The following is a 17,718-nucleotide window of genomic DNA, read 5'->3' as shown; positions in this document are numbered from 1 at the left end:
GCTCCGCTGTGGTCCAGATCGTCGCTCCCGCGGGGACCCTTCCGGGCCTCGCAGGGCCGTGGCCGGCCCTGAACGCGAGGCCCGCAAGGGCGGCGTCCGTGGGTGGTCCCGCTCAGAGCACCGAACCCGTCCACGCCGCCCGCCCCGGGCACAGGTCCGGTCTCAGCCGCCCGTCGGCCGCACAGCCCCGCACGTCGGAGCCCGCGAGCCAGACGGTTCGTCACTGTTGCTGCCGCGTCCCCGGTCCCGGCTGGTTCCCACCGTGGTCATGGGGCACGAACAACCACGGTGGGAACCAGCCGGAAAGAGCGAGCCGCGGCCGGCCGGAGTGATCGCCAGCGCGCGTGAGCGGCCGGCGGCGTGCGCGGTCAGCGGCGGTTGAAGGCCCAGGCGGCGCCGGCCGCGGCCAGACCGCCACCGACCGCGGCGAGCAGGCCGTGGTGCTGGGACGCCCACAGCTGCAGGCTCCGCGAGTGCGCCTTGTCGTCGAAGCTGCCGTGCGCGCCCTGGTCCTCCCCCTGCGGCCCGTCGGCCGGCTCCCACAGGTTCTGCGGCTGGTCCGCGGGACGCGGCTCGTCGGTCTGCTGACCCTTGAAGCCGGTCCGCGCCAGATAGCGGTCCAGGATGCCGGGCGCGACCGCGTTCGCGGCGAGGGTCAGCGCGGTCGACCCGCCCACCCAGTACTCCCGCCGTTTCGGGTGGTCGGCCGCGTACTCCACGGCCCGCGCCGCCACCTCCGGCTGGTAGATCGGCGGCACCGGCTGCGCCTTGCGCGGCAGCCGCGACAGCACCCAGCCGAACTGCGGGGTGTTCACCGCCGGCATCTGCACCATTGTCACGTGCACGTTGCTCTTGGCGTGCAGCAGCTCGACCCGCAGCGACTCGGTGAACCCCTGGATCGCGTGCTTAGCCCCGCAGTACGCGCTCTGCAGCGGGATCCCGCGATACGCCAGCGCCGACCCGACCTGCACGATCGCCCCCTGGTCGCGGGTCCGCATCCGGGCCAGCGCGGCCCGCGTGCCGTAGACGTACCCCAGGTAGCTGACCTCGGTGGTCCGCGCGAACTCGGGCATCTCCATCTCCATGAACGGCGCGAAGACACTGGAGAAGGCGTTGTTGACCCAGAGCCCGATCGGCCCGAGTTCCTTCTCCACCCGTTCCGCGGCGGCGTCCACGGCCTGATAGTCGGCCACGTCCACCTCGATCGGCAGCGCGGTGCCGCCGGCCCGGCGGACGTCCTCGGCCGCCCCTTCCAACCCCTCTTCACCGCGGGCCAGCAGGGCGACGGTGTCACCCCGGGCCGCCAGTCGCCGGGCCACCGCCCGCCCGATCCCGCCACTCGCGCCGGTCACTACCGAAATCCTGGTCATGACAGAAGGAATGACCAGGATCCGGCGGGGAGAAACCTCAGCGCTGGACGCCGTCGGCCCGTAACGGAACGGTGAACGTCGCCCCGATGCAAGCTTTCGGCACGCCGTGCGGCATGGTCAGCGCCTGGTCCACGGCGAACGCGCCGATGGTGTTCCGCGCCACTTCCCAGGAGACCGGGAAGACCGGCTGCTTCATCCGCACCCCGGGGTCGACGCATCCCGCGTCCCGGTGTTGCGCGTCGGCCACCACGGTACCGGGGCCCATCGTGATCGAGGTGATCCGGATCGGCACGTTCTTGTCGTTGGTCACCGTGACCAGCAGTTTTCCGGTATCACCGGGCCGCAGGGCCCGGCTCGAGTCGTTGCGCCCACGCAGCACCATGTCGACCGCGACCGGCGTCGGCCCGGCCGGCCGGCTCGGCTGCGTGATCTTCCAGTAGGCCCAGGCCGCACCGGCGTTCGCCAGGATCGCCGCGAGCGCCGCCAGCCCCAGGATGGTCCGCGACCGCCGGTCGAACCGGCGCTTCCGCGGTGCCCGCACCTCCCAGGTCGGCTCCTCGTGATCCGCGGTGCCCAGCTCGATCCGGCCCTCCGGCGGCCCGGCGCCGCGCGTCGCGTTGGTCAGCACGTCCCGCCGCATCACGAGCCGGCTCCGGGAGCGGCTGCCGCGGGCGGGTCGCTCAATTCGGGCATGCGGCTCGCTCCTCCTCGGACGCCGGTGAAAGGGCCAGGCTGGCGTACATTCAACGTTCCCTGATAGAGATGTCCGATGTGATCGGTTTTCCGTCCGCCGTTGTAGGCGCATAAATCGGAACGATCCACCCAACCGGTTTACCCCGCCCGAGGGATCGGGCTGCTCCCAGAATCCCTGCCGCACCGTCCAGTTTGCTGCCCGACACGCCCATGACCTGCACGGACGAGTCGTTAGCAGCCCCCACCCGGCGACCGGAAATCCGCGATCGCCGCGGTGCCCCGCGCCGGCCCGCGGGCGTCGCCGGCGATCCGGTCACCCCGGTCGGTGCGGGCGCCGGGCCCGTCGCCGGTCACCGCAGGCGGCGCGGCCGCGGCCTGCCCGCCGGGTCAAGCCGATCGAAGCCGCGTTCTCCTGAAAGGGCTTCGCTCCTATGCCTCTGCCGGCCGCTGAGCCTGGAGCAGGAACCGGTGCGCCCGGACGGTGAACTCGCCACGAGCGCGGATGACCGCCGCGAGGCGGGCGAGCTCACGTTCGTACCGCTGGGGGGTGAAGTCCCGCACCTGCCACGGCACCGTCCGCAAGTGGTGCACGACGGCCCGGATGTCGCGGAAGGCGAGCCCGGGGTGCTCCTCGCGCACGTCGGTCACCCGTAGGCCGGCCGCGGTCAGGGCCTCGACCGCGACCTCGGCGTCCCACCGGCGCGGGGACGGGGGCGGGGCGCCGAGCGCGTCGTTCAGCTCGGCCAGGTCGTCGCTGCCGACCTGCTGGGTGAGCAGCACGCCGCCCGGCTTGAGCAGGCGGGCGACGTCGGCGGCGGGGAGGCGCCCGTGCCGGCTGAGGACGACGTCGAACTCGTCCTCCCCGGCGGGCAGCTCGGTGAGCACCTCGACGCCGAACGGGGCGAGCCGCTCGCGGGCGATCGGGGTGTTGCGGGTCCAGCTCTCGACCGCCACCGTGTACGCCGGGAGGGGCGCCAGCTCGGCCAGCAGCTCGCCGCCGCCGGTGTCCAGGTCGAGCAGGCTGCCGGCCGGCCGCACGAGTGGCCGGGCGATCTCCGGGTACGACCAGGAGGGCTCGGCCGCGACGGCCAGCCCGTCCAGCCAGGCGAACTCCCACCCGGTCATGGACGCGCCGGCCGCCGCGGTGTTGAGGTCGTCATCCGGCGGGCTGCTGCGCACAACGCCGACGGTAGCCAGAGCCTGCGCTCAAAGTCGCGATGGTCTCGCTGTCTACGGAAGTCGTGGCTGAACCGTGTTCAATCCGCGACCCTGCGCGGTGGGACAGTCAGGCCCGGACCGGCATCAGGACGGAGAAACGGGACTCGTCGCCGCCCGCCCGGATCGTCAGCGGCCGCACCGGCCCGTCGAGTTCCAGCAGCAGTTGGCCGGTGCCGCCCGCGTCGACGGCCTGGAGCAGGAACTCCCGGTTGACCGCCACATGCGCGGTGCTGTCGGCGGTCCACTCCGACTCCTCGGCGACACGCAGGCCACCTTCCGGGCTCAAGGCGAGGATCGCTACGGGGTACGCCGTACCGTCGTGCTCCCGGCGCACCTCGGGCGCCGACGAGAGCAGCTCGCGCAGCTCCTCCCGGCCGACGGCGACCCGGCGGGTGTCCGTGCCGGCGGGGCCGATCAGCCGGCGGTAGTCCGGGAAGTCCACGTCGAGCGGGGCGGCCCGGAGCTCGGCGCCGGCCACTTCCGTACGTACAGAATCGGCATTGAGGTCGAGGGAAGCGGGGCCGGAACCGAGCCGCAGGAGCTCGTCGGCGAAGGCTGTCGGCAGGTACTGCCGGGCCGGCGGACCCTCCACCGTGGCCGGCGCCGTCGCCACCGCGAGCCGGTAGCGATCCGTCGCGACCAGGGTCAGCGTGCCTTCACCGGTCTCGAACAGGACGCCGCCGGGCAGCGGCAGGCCGGGGATCGGGTCGGCGGCCGCGAAGCGGACCGCGGTGAGCGCGGCCTTGAGATCAGAAGCGGACAGGGTGATGCGGGTCATCAGGTTCTCCTCCAGGTCGAGCAGGGTGTGCAGGCGGAGGAGTTCGCGGCGGGCGTCGGCGAGCCCGGCCTCGAGGCGGGCCTGGTGGGCGTCGAGCCGGGCCCGGACGCGGCCGGGGTGCTCGAGGTCACGCACCGCTTCCGCGATCTCGGCGACCGGCATGCCGACCCGGCGCAGGCCCGCGATCAGCCGGGCCGCCTTGATCTGGTCGGCGGTGTACCGGCGGTAGCCCGTCGCCGGGTCCACCACGGCCGGGACCAGGACGCCGGCGCCGTCATACCAGCGCAGGGCGCTCACTGACAGTCCACTGGCCCGGGCCGCCTCGCCGATCGTCCGCATCTCGCTCCTCACAGCCGATGACCCTGGTGTCTCGACCTGGTCGAGGGTCAAGCGCCCAGCAGCAATGTCGCGGCGACGCCGGCCATGACCAGTGCGATCAGGCCGTCCAGGATCCGCCAGGCGCCGGGCCGGGCCAGCAGCGGGCCGAGCTTGTGCGCGCCGAGGCCGAGTACGGCGAACCAGCTGAGGCTGGCCGCCGCCGCGCCCAGGCCGAAGGACCAGCGGTGGGCGTGCTGCTGCGCGACCGAGCCGAGCAGCAGGACGGTGTCCAGGTAGACGTGCGGGTTGAGGTACGTGAGGGCCAGGCAGGTGAGCAGGGTCGCGCGGAGCGTGGCGGGGGCCTGACCGGCCGGGTCGAGGCTGCCGGCCGGGCGCAGCGCGCGGCGGGCGGCGAGGACGGCGTACCCGATCAGGAACGCGGCGCCGATCCAGCGGATCGCGGTGACCAGGCCGGGCTGCGCGGCGATGACCGCGCCGAGCCCGGCGATGCCGGCCGAGATCAGCGCCAGGTCGGAGAGGGCGCAGGTCAGGACGACCGGGATGACGTGTTCGCGACGCAGGCCCTGGCGGAGGACGAAGGCGTTCTGAGCACCGATGGCGATGATCAACACGGCGGAGGCGATGAAGCCGGCAGCGGCGGAGGTGAGCACATCCCGACGCTAGGGTTCATACGGCTGTGAAATCCAGCTAAAGATTTTCAGGATGAATTAGCGATACTTAATCGTGGACCAGGTACAGCTGGAGACGTTCCAGGCCGTCGTCGAGTACGGCAGCTTCGAGGCGGCGGCGCGGGCGCTGCACGTCACCCCGTCGGCGGTCAGCCAGCGGATCAAGGCACTCGAACGGGCGGTCGGCCAGGTGCTGGTCCGCCGGGCCAAGCCGTGCACGGCGACGGTGGCGGGGGAAGCGCTGGTCCGGTTCGCCGGGCAGGTGGCCCTGCTGGAACGGGAAGCCCTGGAACAGGCCCGCGGCGGCACGCGGATCTCGATCGTGGTGAACGCGGACTCGCTGAACACCTGGTTCCTGCCGGTGCTGACCCGGGTTCCGGGCGCGACGTTCGAGCTGCACACCGACGATCAGGATTACACCGCGGACCTATTGCGATCCGGTACGGCGATGGCGGCCGTGACCGCGGAGAACGTGGCCGTTCAGGGGTGCCGGGTGGAGCGGCTGGGTTCGATGCGTTACCTGGCGGTCGCCGCGCCCGGGGTTGACTTCGCCACCGCCCCGATGATCGTTTACGACCGCAAGGACCAGCTCCAGAACCGGTTCCTGACGCTGGTGGGGATGCGGCCGGCCGAGCGGATCCACTACGTGCCACAGGCCGCGGCGTTCAACGAGGCGATCCGGCTGGGACTGGGCTGGGGAACGGTACCCGAGCAGAACGCGGGACCGTTGCTCCAGTCCGGCGAATATGTCCAGATATATCCGGGCAGGTTTCTCGACATCCCGCTCTACTGGCAGTGCTGGCGGATCGAGTCGGCCCTGCTCAACGAGGTGACGGCCGCCGTCCGCACGGCCGCCGCCCAAGCGCTCCGGCACCGGTGAACACACGCATTGCGCCCGCCGGGGCCGAGGCCACCGAAAACGGCTAGGCGAAGCCGTGGTCGTTCTCGGTGGCCGCGACACGGCCGGAAAGGGCGCAATGGCGCCGGGCGAAGCGAGGCAATCAAACTCAGTTCGCGTGCAGGGCGCTGTTCAGCTCGATGCCGGTGCCCTTGCGCGGGCGGGCCTCCAGCGCGCCCGAGACCGAGTTGCGCCAGAACAGGAGATTGTTCACACCGGACAGCTCGATGGCCTTCACCACACGACCGTCGGGCAGCGAGACCTTCGACGCCGCGGTGACGTAGACGCCCGCCTCGACCACGCAGTCGTCGCCGAGCGAGATGCCGACGCCCGCGTTCGCCCCGAGCAGGCTGCGCTCGCCGATCCGGATCTTCTCCTTGCCGCCGCCGGAGAGCGTGCCCATGATCGACGAACCGCCGCCGATGTCGGACCCGTCGCCGACCACCACGCCCTGCACGATCCGGCCCTCGACCATCGAGGTGCCGAGCGTGCCGGCGTTGAAGTTGACGAATCCCTCGTGCATGATCGTCGTCCCCGGGGCCAGGTGCGCACCCAGGCGGACCCGGTCCGCGTCGGCGATCCGGACACCCGAGGGGGAGACGTAATCGGTCAGCCGCGGGAACTTGTCGATGCCGTGGACGGCCAGGTGCCGGCCCGCGGCGCGCTCCAGGAAGCGCAGCTCGTCGACCCGATCCGGCGGGCAGGGGCCGGCCGAGGTCCAGGCGACGTTGGCCAGCAGGCCGAAGATGCCGTCCAGGTTCAGCTCGTTCGGCCGGACCAGGCGGTGCGAGAGCAGGTGCAGCCGCAGGTAGGCCTCGCTGGCGTCGGCGATCGGCTCGGCCAGCGACTTGATCGTGGCGCGGACCTCGACCGTCGAGAGTCCGGGCAGCAGCTTCGGGCCGGTCAGCCCGGCCGGGAGCGCCGGGAGGTCGGCCGGCTCCTCACCCAGGCCCAGGAAGCCGGCCGGGAACCAGGTGTCCAGCACCTGCCCCTCGGCGGTCACGGTGGCCAAACCGATGCCCCAGGCGGGCGAAGTCGAGATCGCGGTATCCACGAGGTGAACCCTACTAGGGCCACGGGCTGCTGATCGGGTGCGTCCGCTGCTCGGGACGGCCTTGTATGGTGCGCACATGGCCAACCCGCTGACCCCGGACGTGCTTGTCGACCCGGTCGAGCTGACCCGAGCACTGGTCGACATCGAATCCGTGTCCCGCGACGAGAAGGTGATCGCCGACTGCGTCGAGGACGTCCTCCGCGGCGCCGGCCACCTGACCGTCGAGCGGGTCGGCAACACGGTCATGGGGCGGACCGAGCTGGGACGTGAGCAGCGCGTGGTGCTCGCCGGTCACCTGGACACGGTGCCGATCAACGACAACTGGCCGTCCACTGTCGTCGACGACCTGATCTACGGCTGCGGGACGTCCGACATGAAGTCCGGTGTGGCGATCGCGCTGCACCTGGCCGCGACGCTGCCCGATCCGGCGTACGACGTGACGTACCTCTTCTACGAGGCCGAGGAGATCGAGTCCGAGTTCAACGGGCTCAAACTCGTCGCCGACCAGCGGCCGGAGTGGTTGCGCGCCGACTTCGCGGTGCTGCTCGAACCGACGTACGGGGTGGTCGAGGCCGGCTGCCAGGGAACGGTCAGCGCCGTGGTCCGCACCCACGGGCGGCGGGCGCACACCGCACGGGCGTGGCGCGGGGTGAACGCGGTCCACGCCGCCGGGGAGGTGCTGCGCCGGCTGGAGGACTACCACCCGCGGACGGTGACGATCGACGGATGCACGTATCGGGAGGGGCTCAACGCCGTACGGATCAATGGTGGGGTTGCCGGTAATGTCGTCCCGGACGAGTGTTCCGTCGAGGTGAACCTGCGATTCGCCCCGGACCGCTCGGAGCAGCAGGCGCACGAGCACCTGCAGCAGGTCTTCGAGGGTTTCGACCTGGAGGTCGTCGACTCGTCGCCGGGCGCGCTGCCGGGCCTGGACGCGCCGCCGGCCCGCGAGTTCCTCACCTCGATCGGCGTCGAGCCGGCCGCCAAGCTCGGCTGGACGGACGTGGCCAGGTTCGCGGCGCTGGGCATCCCGGCCATGAATTACGGCCCCGGCGACCCGTCGCTGGCGCACGCGCCGGACGAGCACGTCGAGATCGGCCAGATCCGGGACGGCGCCGCGACGCTGCACCGCTGGCTGGCCGGCTGACCCCGGTCAGAGCTGGGGGATCGCGGCCCGGCCGATCGCGCGCTGCGGCACCGAGACCTCCATCGTGGTCTCCGGGTCGAAGGCCGGGTCGGGCTGCCGTGCCGCGAAGGCGACCCGGCGTTCCTCCACCACCAACTGGATGCGCCGCTGCATGCGGCGGTGCATCTTGAGGCGCTCGTATCGGTTCGTCACGGTGGCCGCCCTTTCACCGGGACACCCGGACTCCGGGCGCCGTGCCTGCCGTGTATGCGCGGTGCGGTAACTGTATAGACGTGCCAGAGCTACCGTCCGTTGCTTCAATCTGGCAAAAAGGTCTCCGCGTCGCAATCCTCTTGCCGAAACGCGGCCGGTTATTCACCGGAGAATGGCCGTCCGCACTACCTTGGGCGCATGACGGAGAGCACCAACGGGCGACCGACGGCCGCGCCGCAGCGTCACCGGGGTGCGGTCACGCTACGACGCGACGCCGTGCCGCTGAGCACCGCGGACGAGAAGTTGCTGGACTCGCACCATCGCGGTGAGTGGAAGACGAAGGACGCCTGGCGCGCGCTGCGCATCCTGTCCGAGTTCGTCGAGGGCTTCGACACGCTGGCCGATCTGCCGCCCGCGGTCAGCGTCTTCGGCTCGGCCCGCAGCAAACCGGAGAGCGCCGAGTGCGAGCTCGCCACCCGGCTGGGCGCCGCACTCGCCGAGGCGGGCTACGCGGTGATCACCGGCGGGGGCCCGGGCGTGATGGAGGCGGCGAACCGCGGCGCCACCGAGGCCGGCGGGATGTCGGTCGGGCTCGGCATCGAGCTGCCGTTCGAACAGGGCCTCAACGACTGGGTCGACGTCGGCATCGACTTCCGCTACTTCTTCGTCCGCAAGACCATGTTCGTGAAGTACGCGCAGGCGTTCGTGGTGCTGCCCGGCGGGTTCGGCACCCTCGACGAGCTGTTCGAGGCGATCACGCTGGTCCAGACGCGGAAGGTGACCCGGTTCCCGGTGATCCTGATGGGCGCCGACTACTGGAGCGGCCTGCTCGACTGGATCAAGCAGCGGATGCTCGACGACGGCAAGATCAACGCGGCCGACCTGGATCTCATCCAGGTCACCGACGACGTCGCCGAGGCCGTCCAGATCATCGTGAACGCCGGCGCCGCCCTGGCCGACTCGCAGGCGTCGTCCTGATGGCCGCGATCTGCGTGTTCTGCGGCTCCTCCAGCACCCTGGAGCAGCGCTGGCTCGACCTGGCCACCGAGACCGGCCGGGCCCTCGGCGAACGCGGGCACACCCTGGTCTCCGGCGGCGGCCGCGTCGGCATGATGGGCACCGTCGCCGACGGCGCCCGGACCGCCGGCGCGCACACGCTCGGCATCATCCCGCAGTGCCTGGTCGACTGGGAGGTCGCCGACAACGCCTCCGACGAGCTGATCGTCACCGACGACATGGCCGCCCGGAAGAACCTGATGATCGACCGCTCCGACGCGTTCCTCACGCTGCCCGGCGGGCTCGGCACGCTCGACGAGCTCTTCGAGGTGTGGACGACGTCGGCGCTGGAGGTGCACCGCAAACCGATCGTCGTCCTGGACCCGGACGGGTTCTACGACGGCCTGGTCGAGTGGCTGAACGGACTGGTCGCGACGAAGTTCATCCGGCCCGCGGTGATGGAGACCGTGCGGGTGGTGCGGTCGGTGCCGGAGGCTCTGGACATGCTCGAGGCCGTGCTCGCGGCGTGACGCCGCTTACGCCGGCTCCTTCATCGGACGGGTGAGGCGGCGGAAACGTCGTACCGGCGTGCTCTTATTGATGCCGTGAGCACGCCGGCCCCCTCCGCCCCGGTGCGCCGGCCGGCCTACCGCCTGGTCCGGCGCCCGCGCCCGGTCGCGCCCGAGCTGCGCGACGACCCGGTCCAGACCCGGGTCGCCGCGCACACCGCCGGGCCGCTGCTGGTCGTCGGCGGCCCCGGCACCGGCAAGACCACCGCGCTGGTGGAGGCGGTCGCCGCCCGGATCGCCGAGGGCGTCGACCCGGAGCGGATCCTCGTGCTCACCTTCGGCCGTCGCGGCGCCGCCGCACTGCGCGACCGGATCGAGGCACGCGTCGCCGGCGATGCCGCTCGGATCGTGCACGAGCCACTGGTCAGGACCTTCCATGCGTACGCGTTCGGTCTGCTCCGCCGAGCCGCGGCCGAGCGCGGCGAGCCCGCCCCGCGCCTGCTCACCGGTCCCGAGCAGGATCTGATCATCCGTGAGCTGCTGGCCGTGGTCGAGGATCCGGATTCCGCCGACACCGTCGGCTGGCCGGAGGAGTTGCGTCCCGCGCTGCCCACCCGGGCCTTCGCCCAGCAGCTGCGTGACCTGATGCAGCGTGCCGCCGAGCGCGGCGTCGGCCCGATCGAGCTGGCCGGGCACGCCGCCCGCCTCGGCCGCAGCGACTGGGCCGCGGCCGCGCGCTTCCTCCGCGAATATGTCGAGGTCCTCTCGCTGCGCGACGCCACCACCCGGGGATCGGTCGCCTACGATCCGGCCGAGCTGGTCCGGGCCGCCTCCGGCCTGCTCGCCGACGAGCCCGATCTGCTGGCCGCCGAGCGCCGCCGGCTGGCCTACGTGTTCGTCGACGAGCTCGCCGAGACCGACCCGGCCCAGGTCGACCTGCTCGCCCAGGTTGCCGGCGGTGGCAAGCCCCTGGTCGCCTTTGCGGATCCGGATTCCTCGATCTTCGGCTTCCGTGGGGCCGATCCGGAGGTCGTCGCGACCTTCCCGGAACGGTTCCGCAGCCCGGCCGGGGCGCCGGCCGAGACGATCGTCCTGCACACGAACTATCGGCTGGCGCCGTCCCTGCTCACGGCTGCTGCGGGGGTGGCCCGCCGGATGCGCGGCCCGATCAGCCACCGCCTGATGGTCCCGCCACCCCCACCCGACGCCGTGCCCGGTTCTGTCGTGCCCGGTTCTGTCGTGCCCGGTTCTGTCGTGCCCGGTTCTGTCGTGCCCGGTTCTGTCGTGCCCGGTTCTGTCGTGCCCGGTTCTGCCGCGCCCGCGCCGGCCGTGCCCGGCGGCGGCGAAGCGCTCGGCGTGCCCGATCCGGACGGTGCGGACGTCACCGGAGACGAGATCTCGCCGTTCGGGCCGTTGGCGGGAGCCGTGGTGCGCACGTTCCGGTCGCCGGCCGCGGAGACCGCGTTCATCGCGCACGCCCTCCGCGAGGCCCACCTGCTCTACGGGGTGCCGTGGTCGCGGATGGCGGTGGTGATGCGGTCGGCCACCCTGCAGCAGCCGTCGGTGCAGCGGGCGCTCGCCGCCTCCGGCGTGCCGACCGTGATCCACGCCGAGGATCTGCCGCTGCACCTGCAACCCGCGGTCGCGCCGTTCCTGCTGCTCCTGCGCTGCGCCCTGGATCCGGAGCTGCTCGACGAGGAGGCGGCGGTCGCGCTGCTGCACTCGCCGCTGGGCGGGGCCGACCCGCTGGCCGAGCGGCGGCTGCGGCAGGGTCTGCGGGCGCTCGCGGTGGCCGCCGGTGACCGGCGCCCCTCCGGTGAGCTGCTGGTCGACGCGGTGCGCGACCCGGCCGGGCTCGACCTGGTCGAGCGTCGCTGGGCCCGCCCGGCGCAGACCATCGCCCGCCTGCTCACCGTGGCCCGGGCCGCGGCCGCCGAGCCCGGCGCCTCCGCCGAGGACGTGCTCTGGACGGTCTGGCGCGCGAGCGGCCTGGCCGACCGGTGGTACGCGATGAGCACCGGTGACCTGCGCGTCACCGACCCGGCCCAGGCCGCCCGCGCCCGGCAGTGGCGGGCCGAGGCCGCCGACCGTGACCTCGACGCGATGGTGGTGCTCTTCGACGCGGCGGCCCGGTTCGTCGACCGGCTGCCCGGCGCCGGCGTCGGCGTGTTCCTCGACCACGTGCTCGGCCAGGACCTCCCGGCCGACACGATCGCCCCCAGCGCCGACCGCGGCGACGCCGTCCGCCTGCTCACCGCGCACGCCGCGAAAGGCCTGGAGTGGGACGTGGTCGTCCTGGCCGGCGTGCAGGAAGGCATCTGGCCCGACCTGCGCCTGCGCGGCAGCCTGCTCGGTTCGGAACGCCTGGTCGACGCGGTCGCGGGCCGTCCCGCCGCGGGCTCGGAGGCGATCGTCGCCGAGACGTCCGCGCTGCTCGACGAGGAGCGACGGCTCTTCTACGTGGCCGCCACCCGGGCACGCCGCCGCCTGGTGGCCACCGCGGTCGCCTCGGCGAGCACCGGCGGCGCGGCGCTCGAGGAGCAGCCGAGCCGTTTCCTCGGGGAGCTCGCGTCCCGGCGCCCGCAGCCGGGGCCGGGCGACGACCCGCATGCGGATGGGCCACCCCCGGAGGAACCGCCGCCGGACGACTTTCCGCCGGAGCCGGACCCTACGGAGCCGGACCCTGCGGAGCCGGACCCTGCGGAGCCCGACCCGTGGGGCCTGGGTTCTCCCGACGACAACCCGCCGTCCACGGCGCCGACCGCTCCTGATGAGGAGCCATCGCCCGCCGGTGCGGTTCCTGACGAGGCCGATGACCCGTCAACCGAAGCAGAGGCCGCGCGTCCTGTCTCCGACATTTCCGAAATGCCGAGCGGCGGTGCCGGCGAAGCAGCGCGCGCTCGCGAGGATGGCGGGGCGGGGGCCGGCGGCGTCGGAGCGGGACCTGGCGGTCGCGGGGCGGGGGCCGGCGGTGTCGGGGCGGGACCTGGCGGTCGCGGGGCGGGGGCCGGCGGTGTCGGAGCGGGATCTGGCGGCGAGGCGAGGTCCGGCGGTGATGGCGAGGAGCCGGAGGCCACGCGGGGGGAGAGCGGGCCGGACACCGGCGACGACGCAGATGTCGAGCTGCTCGTCGGCCGCGCGCCACGGGCGTTGACGCTCGCCGCGCTCGTCGCCGAACTCCGTACCGTCGTGGTCTCCGCCACCGAAACGCCCAGCCGCAGGCGCGCCGCCGCGGCCGAGCTCGCCCACCTCGCGTCGGCCGGTGTGCCGGGGGCGCATCCGGACGAGTGGTGGGGTCTGCGGCCGCTCTCCGACGAGCGGCCCCTGGTCGACGACGGCGATCCGGTCAAGGTCACCCCGTCGGCGATGGAGTCCGCGCTCCGGTGCAGCCTGCGCTGGCTGCTGGAACGGCACGGCGGCGCGGCCCCGGCCGGCCCCGCGCAGGGCATCGGCAACCTGGTGCACGCCGCCGCGATGCTGGCCGAGGACGCGCACGCCGACCGCGAGAAACTGGTGGAGTACGTGTCGGCCCGTTTCGACTCGATCGAGCTGGCGGCCCGCTGGATGGCCGGCCCGGAGCAGGAGCGTGCCGAGGCGATGGTCGACAAGCTGCTGCGTTGGCTGGCGGCGAATCCGCGCCGGCTGCTGGCGATCGAGCACGAGTTCACCGTCCGGCTGGAGGACGAGCGGCATCCGATCCACCTCACCGGCCGGGTCGACCGGTTGGAGATCGACGAGGCGGGCCGGCTCGTCGTGATCGACCTGAAGACCGGCAAGTCCACTGCTCTGTCCGCCGACGTGGCGGAGAATCCGCAGCTCGCCGGCTATCAGGCGGCGGTCGATGCGGGCGCGTTCGAGGCGTTCGGGACGGATACCGGCGGCGCCGCCCTGGTGCAGCTCGGCCCGGGCAAGGATGCCCGCGAGCAGATGCAGGTGCCGATGACCGAGGCCACCGATCCGCAGTGGGCGTATGCGATGGTCCGCCGCACGGCCGAGACGATGGCCGCGTCGACGTTCTCCGCGGTGGCGAACAGCCGTTGCCGGGTCTGCCCGGTCCGCACGAGTTGCCCGGTCTCGGGGAAGGGTCGCCAGGTCGTGGAGCCGCCGCGATGAGCACGGAGGGCCGGCCCGCCGCGATGCGGGCCAGGAATCGACCTGCCGCGGCGAGGGCTGACGCCGGACCCCGGTACACCCCGGCCGAGCTGGCCGGACTGCTGCACCTGCCGCCCCCGACCGACGAGCAGGCGGCGATCGTCGCGCACCCGGTGAAACCGCTGCTCGTGGTCGCCGGCGCCGGGTCGGGCAAGACCGAGACGATGGCGTCCCGCGTGGTGTGGCTGGTCGCGAACGGTTATGCCCATCCCGGCGAGATCCTCGGTCTCACGTTCACCCGCAAGGCGGCCGGCGAGCTGTCCCACCGGGTGCGGACGAGGCTCGGCCAGCTCGCCCGGCGGCTGGGCGGGCGGGACGACGCGCTGGTCGGCGAGGCGACGATCTCGACCTACCACTCGTATGCGGCCCGTGTCGTCACCGAGCACGGTCTGCGCGGCGGGTTCGAGCCGTCGGCCCGGCTGCTGACCGAGGCGGCCCGCTGGCAGATCGTCGATTCGCTGGTCCGGGCGTACACGGGTGAGATGACCGGTCTGAACCGCGCGCCCGGCACGGTCACCGACGACGTGCTGGCGCTCTCCGCCGAGCTGGCCGAGCACTTGAAGTCGCCGGATGATCTGGCCGCCTGGACCGGCCGGTTCTTCGCCGACGTGCAGTCGTTCCCCGGGCGAATGTACAAAGACGTGCAGGAGGTGCTGCGCCGCCAGCAGCACCGGCTCACGCTGTTGCCCCTGGTCCGCCTCTACGAGCAGCGCAAACTCGATCTGGAGGCGATGGATTTCGGCGATCAGATGTCGCGGGCCGCGATCGTCGCCCGGGACCATCCGGCGGTCGGCGAGGTGGAGCGCGGGCGTTACCGGGTGGTTCTCCTGGATGAGTACCAGGACACCAGCCACGCCCAGGTGACGATGCTGAACAACTTGTTCGGCGGCGGGCATCCGGTGACGGCGGTCGGTGACCCGTGCCAGTCGATCTACGGCTGGCGCGGCGCGTCGGCCGGCACCCTGGAGCGTTTTCCGGCCGAGTTCCCGGACGCGGAGGGCCGCCCGGCCTGGGTGCACAGCCTGACCCGGAGTTGGCGGAACCGCCCCGAGATCCTCCAGGTGGCGAACGTGATCTCGGCGCCGCTGCGGGCCAGGGTGGGCACCTTGCGGCCGGCGGAACGGGTGGCCGAGGCGGTCGGCGGGCGGACGGTGGCGTGTGCGCTGCTCACGACGTACGCGGATGAGGCTTCTTGGATTGCCGATTCGATGCTGGCCGCCTGGCGGATCGCGGCCGGGATGCCGAAGGCGCTGCCGGAGGAGATTCCGCTCGACCGGCGCCCGACCAGCGCGGTCCTGGTCCGGGTCCGCAGTCAGATCGCGGTGATCGAGGAGGAGTTGCGTGCCCGTGGCCTGCCGGTCGAGGTGGTCGGCCTGGGCGGCCTGCTCGACACGCCCGAGGTGCGTGACGTGGTGTGCACGTTGCGGGTGCTGGCCGACCCGACCGACGGCGCGTCGCTGCTGCGGCTGCTGACCGGCGCGCGCTGGCGGATCGGGCCGCGTGACCTGGTCGCCCTGCATCGCCGGTCCCGCGCGATCGCTGCGGCCCGCGCGACGCGGTCCGGCGAGGACGAGGAGGAGGACGCGGTCGCCGACCGGCTGGACGACGCGACGCTGGTCGAGGCGATGGCCGACCTGGGCAGCCCGCTTCAGTATTCGACTGAGGGGTTCGCGCGGCTCGCGGCGTACAGCCGGGAACTGGCCTCTCTCCGGCAGCGCCTGGACCAGCCCCTTCCCGACCTGCTCGCGGACATCGAGCGGACCGTCGGGCTGGACGTCGAGGTCGCCGTCCGCGGCTGGGCGGCCGGTGACGCCGGCCTGGCCCGTGCGCACCTGGACGCCCTCGGCGAGGCCGCCACCAGGTATGTCAGCGAGAACGAGACCGGAACGCTCTCCGGTTTCCTGGCGTTCCTGGCCGCGGCCGAGGAGGAGGAGCGTGGCCTCGAGCCGGGCCAGGTCGACGTGGTCGAGGGTGCGGTCCAGATCCTCACCGCGCACGCCGCGAAGGGCCTGGAGTGGGACGTGGTCTCGGTCGCGGGCCTGTGCAAAGGCGTCTGGCCGGGCCTGGTCCGCGGCTCCGACCACTATCTCGGCGGCATCGGCGTGCTGCCGTTCCCGCTGCGGGGCGACGCGTCCGGCCTGCCCGAGCTGAACCTCGACGAGGCGGTCGAGCAGAAGGACGTGAACAACGCGCTCGGCGAGTTCAGCCGCGCCTGGCGCGAGCACGACGTGCGGGAGGAACGGCGTCTGGCCTATGTCGCGATGACCCGCCCGCGCCGCCTGCTGCTCTGCTCCGGCTACTGGTGGGGCGACGGCGTGAAGCGCCCGCGCGGCCCGTCGGTCTTCCTCGACGAGGTGCGTGCCACTTGCGAGGAGGGCGCCGGGGTGGTGGCCGTCTGGGCGCCCGAGCCGGCGCCCGGCGAGACCAATCCGAGCGACGAGGTGGTGTCGGTCGCCGAGTGGCCGGCCGATCCGCTGGGCCTGCGCCGCCCGGCGATGGCGGCCGCCGCCGACCTGATCCGCCGCATGATCGCGAATCCGGACGCGTCCGCCGCGGAGGCCTTCGCGGACCTGGCCGCCTCCGACCCCGAGGTCGCCGCGCGTGCCGGTCTCGCGGCTGACCTGGTCGGCCTGGCCCAAAATCAAGATCAAGATCCCGATTCGGTACGGCTTGAGCACCGTGCCCGTGACTCCGCGGTCGCCCCGCCGAGCCCGGACGCCCCGCCGAGCCCGGACGCCTCGCCGAGCCCGGTCGCGCAGCCCAGCCCGGACGCCTCGCCGAGCCCGGTCGCCCCGGGCAGCTCGGAGGCCCCGCCGAGCCCGGGCGAGCGGGCCGGCGTGCCGGCGGGAACGCTGGACCGCGAATCGGTGCTGGCCGCGGCCTCGGCCGTGGACCGGGTGGCCGCGCAAGCCGACCCGGACATCGCCCGCTGGCGCAAAGAGGCGCGACTCCTGCTGGCCGAGCGCGCGGAACGCACCCGCCGGGACGGCCCGATCGAGGTCGCCCTGCCCCCGCACCTCTCGGTCTCCCAGCTCGTGGTCCTGCGCCGCGACCCGCAGGCACTGGCCCGTTCCCTGCGCCGCCCGCTCCCGCAACGCCCGGCCCCGCACGCCCGTCGTGGCACCGCCTTCCACGTCTGGCTGGAGCAGCGGTTCGGCGCCGCGCGGCTGATCGACATCGACGAGCTGCCGGGCGCCGCCGACGACAGCGCGGCCGGTGACGAGGAGTTGGCCGAGCTGCAGGAGGCGTTCCTGACCGGGGAGTGGGCCGACCGCACTCCGCTCGACGTCGAGGTCCCGTTCGCCACCACGGTCGGCGGCGTGGTGCTCCGGGGCCGGATGGACGCGGTCTTCGCCGACCCGGACGGCCGGTTCGACGTGATCGACTGGAAGACCGGCCGCCGCCCGGCCGGCGCGGAGGCCGAGGCGGCCGCGGTTCAGCTCTCGGCGTACCGGATCGCCTGGGCGACCCTGGCCGGTGTCCCGGTCAACCGGGTCCGGGCCGGGTTCCACTATGTCCGCGAGCAGGTGACCGTCCGTCCCGCCGACCTGATGGACGCGACCGCGCTGGCCGCCCTGCTCACCGACATCCCGGAGGAGCCGCTCTAGGTGTGATGTCCAGCCAGGTTGTTCAACCGGGTGATCGGCGTGGTCTTGCCGATGGCGGTGTGGGGCCGATGATGGTTGTAATCGTGTAAGAACGCT

Annotated in this window: 13 protein-coding genes; 6 read left to right on the top strand and 7 right to left on the bottom strand. The window is 73.0% G+C overall.

What is annotated here, in order from left to right; genetic code table 11:
- Positions 1 to 368 precede the first annotated feature (368 nt).
- From ACH442_RS17385 to ACH442_RS17365, 5 genes are all read right to left on the bottom strand, one after another.
- Entirely contained in the window at positions 369 to 1,370 is a 1,002-nt protein-coding gene (locus tag ACH442_RS17385; RefSeq protein WP_396339030.1) for an SDR family oxidoreductase, read from the bottom strand.
- A 37-nt stretch (positions 1,371 to 1,407) separates the two neighbouring features.
- Positions 1,408 to 2,010, bottom strand: a complete 603-nt coding sequence (locus ACH442_RS17380; protein ID WP_396339364.1) for a hypothetical protein — start codon at positions 2,008 to 2,010, stop codon at positions 1,408 to 1,410.
- 482 nt (positions 2,011 to 2,492) lie between these two features.
- Complete coding sequence (locus ACH442_RS17375; RefSeq protein ID WP_396339029.1) at positions 2,493 to 3,242, bottom strand: class I SAM-dependent methyltransferase; 750 nt, start codon at positions 3,240 to 3,242, stop codon at positions 2,493 to 2,495.
- A 106-nt stretch (positions 3,243 to 3,348) separates the two neighbouring features.
- A complete protein-coding gene (locus tag ACH442_RS17370) occupies positions 3,349 to 4,398 on the bottom strand; it encodes a MerR family transcriptional regulator (RefSeq protein ID WP_396339028.1) in 1,050 nt (349 codons plus the stop codon).
- 47 nt (positions 4,399 to 4,445) lie between these two features.
- Complete coding sequence (locus tag ACH442_RS17365; protein WP_396339027.1) at positions 4,446 to 5,048, bottom strand: LysE/ArgO family amino acid transporter; 603 nt, start codon at positions 5,046 to 5,048, stop codon at positions 4,446 to 4,448.
- A gap of 70 nt (positions 5,049 to 5,118) precedes the next feature.
- Between ACH442_RS17365 and ACH442_RS17360 the strand changes: the two genes are divergently transcribed.
- Positions 5,119 to 5,946 (top strand): LysR family transcriptional regulator ArgP, encoded by an 828-nt coding sequence (locus ACH442_RS17360; protein WP_396339363.1) that lies wholly within the window; start codon positions 5,119 to 5,121, stop codon positions 5,944 to 5,946.
- 127 nt (positions 5,947 to 6,073) lie between these two features.
- On the opposite strand, the gene dapD is transcribed toward ACH442_RS17360, so the two are convergent.
- Positions 6,074 to 7,018, bottom strand: coding sequence for a 2,3,4,5-tetrahydropyridine-2,6-dicarboxylate N-succinyltransferase (gene dapD / locus ACH442_RS17355; RefSeq protein ID WP_396339026.1), 945 nt, complete (start codon positions 7,016 to 7,018; stop codon positions 6,074 to 6,076).
- Positions 7,019 to 7,094: 76 nt separating this feature from the next.
- On the opposite strand from dapD, the gene dapE reads away from it, so the two are divergent.
- Positions 7,095 to 8,165, top strand: a complete 1,071-nt coding sequence (gene dapE / locus ACH442_RS17350; protein WP_396339025.1) for a succinyl-diaminopimelate desuccinylase — start codon at positions 7,095 to 7,097, stop codon at positions 8,163 to 8,165.
- Positions 8,166 to 8,171: 6 nt separating this feature from the next.
- Here dapE and ACH442_RS17345 read toward each other — a convergent pair whose 3' ends face one another.
- Positions 8,172 to 8,357: a hypothetical protein gene (locus tag ACH442_RS17345; protein ID WP_221324283.1), complete on the bottom strand. Its 186-nt coding sequence runs from the start codon at positions 8,355 to 8,357 to the stop codon at positions 8,172 to 8,174.
- A gap of 198 nt (positions 8,358 to 8,555) precedes the next feature.
- Between ACH442_RS17345 and ACH442_RS17340 the strand changes: the two genes are divergently transcribed.
- From ACH442_RS17340 to ACH442_RS17325, 4 genes are all read left to right on the top strand, one after another.
- Positions 8,556 to 9,335 (top strand): TIGR00730 family Rossman fold protein, encoded by a 780-nt coding sequence (locus tag ACH442_RS17340; protein ID WP_396339024.1) that lies wholly within the window; start codon positions 8,556 to 8,558, stop codon positions 9,333 to 9,335.
- Positions 9,335 to 9,883 carry a TIGR00730 family Rossman fold protein gene (locus tag ACH442_RS17335; protein ID WP_396339023.1) on the top strand — a complete coding sequence of 183 codons (549 nt, stop codon included), beginning with the start codon at positions 9,335 to 9,337 and terminating at the stop codon, positions 9,881 to 9,883. Before ACH442_RS17340 ends, ACH442_RS17335 begins: the two co-directional genes overlap by 1 nt.
- A 102-nt stretch (positions 9,884 to 9,985) precedes the next feature.
- The gene (locus tag ACH442_RS17330) at positions 9,986 to 13,975 is read left to right on the top strand and encodes a UvrD-helicase domain-containing protein (protein WP_396339362.1); all 3,990 of its coding nucleotides are present in this window, start codon (positions 9,986 to 9,988) and stop codon (positions 13,973 to 13,975) included.
- Positions 13,976 to 13,998: 23 nt separating this feature from the next.
- Complete coding sequence (locus tag ACH442_RS17325) at positions 13,999 to 17,622, top strand: UvrD-helicase domain-containing protein (RefSeq protein ID WP_396339361.1); 3,624 nt, start codon at positions 13,999 to 14,001, stop codon at positions 17,620 to 17,622.
- Positions 17,623 to 17,718 lie beyond the last annotated feature (96 nt).

This window comes from Actinoplanes sp. NPDC020271, assembly GCF_044388125.1.
Taxonomy (GTDB): domain Bacteria; phylum Actinomycetota; class Actinomycetes; order Mycobacteriales; family Micromonosporaceae; genus Actinoplanes.
This window is presented reverse-complemented; position numbering and strand designations above follow the sequence as displayed.

Bases quoted from the DNA above. Each gene is read 5' to 3' on its own strand.
- ACH442_RS17370 (WP_396339028.1), bottom strand. From the start codon at position 4,398: ATGCGGACGATCGGCGAGGCGGCCCGGGCCAGTGGACTGTCAGTGAGC.
- dapE (WP_396339025.1), top strand. From the start codon at position 7,095: ATGGCCAACCCGCTGACCCCGGACGTGCTTGTCGACCCGGTCGAGCTG.
- ACH442_RS17385 (WP_396339030.1), bottom strand. From the start codon at position 1,370: ATGACCAGGATTTCGGTAGTGACCGGCGCGAGTGGCGGGATCGGGCGG.
- ACH442_RS17325 (WP_396339361.1), top strand. From the start codon at position 13,999: ATGCGGGCCAGGAATCGACCTGCCGCGGCGAGGGCTGACGCCGGACCC.
- ACH442_RS17340 (WP_396339024.1), top strand. From the start codon at position 8,556: ATGACGGAGAGCACCAACGGGCGACCGACGGCCGCGCCGCAGCGTCAC.
- ACH442_RS17380 (WP_396339364.1), bottom strand. From the start codon at position 2,010: ATGCGGCGGGACGTGCTGACCAACGCGACGCGCGGCGCCGGGCCGCCG.
- ACH442_RS17335 (WP_396339023.1), top strand. From the start codon at position 9,335: ATGGCCGCGATCTGCGTGTTCTGCGGCTCCTCCAGCACCCTGGAGCAG.